2 protein-coding genes are annotated in these 3,865 nt (G+C 64.4%); both read left to right on the top strand.

Annotated features, from left to right (window positions below):
* A partial coding sequence (locus ACOZKU_RS17425; protein WP_421579927.1) for an efflux RND transporter periplasmic adaptor subunit occupies positions 1-770 on the top strand: 770 nt, incomplete at its 5' end.
* 11 nt (positions 771-781) lie between these two features.
* Positions 782-3,865, top strand: a 3,084-nt coding sequence (locus ACOZKU_RS17420) for a multidrug efflux RND transporter permease subunit (protein WP_421579926.1), incomplete at its 3' end; no start/stop codon positions are given.

Here is a 3,865-nt window from a genome sequence, read left to right as displayed (position 1 = left end):
AATATACCGAGGTCAAGGCGCCGATCAGCGGCCGCATCGGCCGTGCGCTGATCACCGAGGGCGCGCTGGTTTCGACGAGCGGCACGGAAAACCTCGCGACGATCCAGCAGCTCGACCCCGTCTATGCCGACTTCACCCAGTCGGCGACCGACCTCATCCGCCTGCGCAAGGCGCTGGAGGACGGCGCGCTGATGGCCGACAACAATTCCGCCGACGTCAAGCTGATGCTCGACGACGGTTCGCAGTATCCGCAGTCCGGCAAGCTCCTGTTCTCCGAAGCCGCCGTCGATGCGACGACCGGTCAGGTGACGCTGCGCGGCGAATTTCCGAACCCCGACGGCGATCTCCTGCCGGGCATGTATGTGCGCGTGCAGATCGAGCAGGGCATCGAGAGGGGCGCCGTCCTCGTGCCGCAGCAGGCCGTGCAGCGGGACGCCTCGGGCAGCGCGCTCGTCTATGTCGTTTCCGCCGATAACAAGGCCGGCCCGCGCCCCGTGCGCATCGGCCGTGCCGCCGACACGCGCTGGGTCATTACCGATGGCCTGAAGGACGGCGAAAAGATCATCGTCGAAGGCTTCCAGAAGGTTCAGCCGGGTGCGGAAGTCGTGCCCTCCGAATGGGATCCGAACGCCGTAGCGGCCGATGCTCAGAAGCAGGCCACTGATGGTGCCGAAGCCGAAGGCGGCGACGCAAAGCCTGCTGACGCGAAAGCTGGCGAAGCCGGCAAGGCCGAAGGCGGCGATGCCGCCAAGACCGAGCAGGCGAAGTAAGGACCGCAACGATGCCCAGTTTCTTTATCGACAGGCCGATTTTCGCCTGGGTGGTCGCGATCTTCATCATGATCGCTGGCGCCATCTCCATTCCGCTCTTGCCGATCTCGCAGTATCCGAACGTCGCGCCGCCGCAGATTTCGGTCTCGACCTCCTATGCCGGCGCGTCCTCGCAGGACACCTACCAGAGCGTCACCAAGCTCATCGAGGATGAGCTGAACGGTGTGGAAGGCATGCTCTATTTCGAATCGACCTCGAGCGCTTCGGGGTCGGCCGAAATCAACATCACCTTCGCACCGGGCACCGATCCGTCGCAGGCGTCGGTCGACGTGCAGAACCGCATCAGCCGCGTCGAGCCGCGTCTGCCCGATTCCGTGCGCCGCCAGGGCGTGCAGGTCGAGGAAGCCGGTTCCGGCTTCCTGCTGATCGTCTCGCTGACCTCCACCGACGGCTCGATGGATGCCATCAGCCTCGGCGACTATCTGAACCGCAACGTTCTCTCGGAAGTGCAGCGCGTGCCCGGCGTCGGCCGTGCGCAGCTGTTCGCGACCCAGCGCTCGATGCGCGTCTGGCTCGATCCGGCCAAGATGCTCGGCCTCAACCTGACGGCTGCGGACGTGACCGCCGCCGTGCAGGCGCAGAACGCCCAGATCGCGGCAGGCTCCATCGGTGCCCAGCCGAACCCGATCACCCAGCAGATCGCTGCTCCCGTCACCATCAAGGGCCAGCTGACGACTCCGGAAGAGTTCGGCGCTATCGTGCTGCGCGCCAATGCGGACGGTTCAGCCGTGCGCCTGCGCGACGTCGCCCGCGTCGAAGTGGGCGGCGAGACCTATTCGTTCTCGACGCGCCTCAACGGCAAGCCCTCCGCCGCCATCGGCGTGCAGCTTTCGCCGAGCGGCAACGCCATGGCGACTTCGGAGGCGATCAAGGCACGCATGGACGAACTGTCGAAGTTCTTCCCGCCGGGCCTCGAATATTCGATCCCCTATGACACCTCGCCCTTCGTGAAAGTTTCGATCGAGAAGGTTCTGCACACGCTGCTCGAAGCCGTCGGCCTCGTGTTCCTCGTGATGTTCCTGTTCCTGCAGAACATCCGTTACACGATCATTCCGACGCTCGTCGTTCCCGTCGCGCTGCTCGGCACCTGTGCCGTCATGCTCGCCATGGGCTTCTCGATCAATGTGCTGACCATGTTCGCCATGGTGCTCGCCATCGGCATCCTCGTCGACGATGCGATCATCGTCGTCGAAAACGTCGAGCGCATTATGTCGGAAGAGGGGTTGCCGCCGAAGGAGGCGACCCGCAAGGCGATGAAGCAGATCACCGGTGCGGTCATCGGCATCACGCTGGTGCTCGCCTCGGTGTTCATTCCGATGGGCTTCTTCCCCGGCGCCGTCGGCGTCATCTACCAGCAGTTCTCGCTGACGATGGTCGTCTCGATCCTGTTCTCGGCCTTCCTCGCTTTGTCGCTGACGCCTGCGCTCGCCGGCAGCTTCCTGAAGCAGGTTCCGAAGGGGCACCACCACACCAAGCGTGGTTTCTTCGGCTGGTTCAACCGTGGCTTCGACCGTTCGTCGCGCGGTTACAGCGGCACGGTCAGCTGGCTGATCCGCCGGACGGGCCGCTTCATGGTAATCTACATCGCCATCCTCGCCGGCCTCGGCTACATGTTCATGAAGCTGCCGTCGTCGTTCCTGCCGGACGAGGACCAGGGTTTCGTCATCGTCATGATGCAGCTGCCCTCGGAAGCGACCGGCCACCGCACGGACGAAGTGCTCTCGCAGACCGAGAAGATTTTCGGTCAGGAAAAGGCCGTCAACACGATCGTCGGCATCAACGGCTTCTCGTTCTTCGGTGCGGGCCAGAATGCCGGCCTCGCCTTCGTGACGCTCAAGGACTGGAGCGAGCGCGGGCCTGAAGATGCTGCGCAGTCGATCGCCGGGCGCGCCAGCATGGCCATGAGCCAGATCAAGGATGCGATCAGCTTCGCGCTGTCGCCGCCGCCGATCCAGGGTCTCGGCACGACGGGCGGCTTCTCGTTCCGTCTGCAGGATCGTGGCGGTCTCGGCCAGCAGGCGCTGTCGGCGGCGACGGGGCAGCTCATCGGCCTTGCCGCCCAGAGCAATGTCGTGACGGGCGTGCGCGTCGAAGGCATGCCGGATGCGGCCCAGGTCAATGTCGTGATCGATCGCGAGAAGGCCAACACCTTTGGTGTGACCTTCGCCGATATCAACTCGACGATCTCGACCAATCTCGGCTCGACCTATGTCAACGACTTCCCGAATGCCGGGCGCATGCAGCGCGTGACGGTCCAGGCGGACCAGAACGAACGCATGCAGGTGGCCGACCTTCTCAAGCTCAACGTGCGCAATTCGAGCGGCGGCATGGTTCCGCTCTCGGCCTTCGCGACCGCGGAGTGGATGATGGCGCCGACGCAGACGGTTGGCTACAACGGCTATCCCTCCATGCGCCTCAGCGGCGAGACCAAGCCGGGCTTCTCCTCCGGTGATGCGATCGCCGAGATGGAGCGACTTGCCGCCCAGCTGCCGCCGGGCTTCGGCTACGAGTGGACCGGCCAGTCGCTGCAGGAAATCCAGTCCGGTTCGCAGGCGCCGATCCTCGTCGGCCTGTCGATCCTCCTGGTCTTCCTGTGCCTTGCGGCGCTCTATGAAAGCTGGTCGATCCCGTTTGCGGTCATCCTCGTGGTGCCGCTCGGCGTGATCGGCGCGGTGCTGGCCGTCACCATGCGCGACATGTCGAACGACGTGTACTTCAAGGTGGGCCTGATCGCGATCATCGGCCTTTCGGCGAAGAACGCGATCCTGATCATCGAGTTCGCCAAGGAGCTGATGGAGGGCGGCAAGTCGCTGATCGATGCGACCATCGAAGCCTGCCATCTGCGCTTCCGCCCGATCCTGATGACCTCGCTCGCCTTCACGCTCGGCGTTCTGCCGCTCGCCATTGCGACCGGTGCAAGCTCGGGCAGCCAGCGCGCCATCGGTACGGGCGTCATGGGCGGTATGATCACCGCGACCGTGCTCGCCATCTTCTTCGTGCCGATCTTCTTCGTCTTCGTGATGAAGCTGTTCGGC

The sequence above is a fragment of the Shinella sp. M31 genome (assembly GCF_049199205.1).
In the GTDB taxonomy this organism is placed as follows: Bacteria; Pseudomonadota; Alphaproteobacteria; order Rhizobiales; family Rhizobiaceae; genus Shinella.
This window is presented reverse-complemented; position numbering and strand designations above follow the sequence as displayed.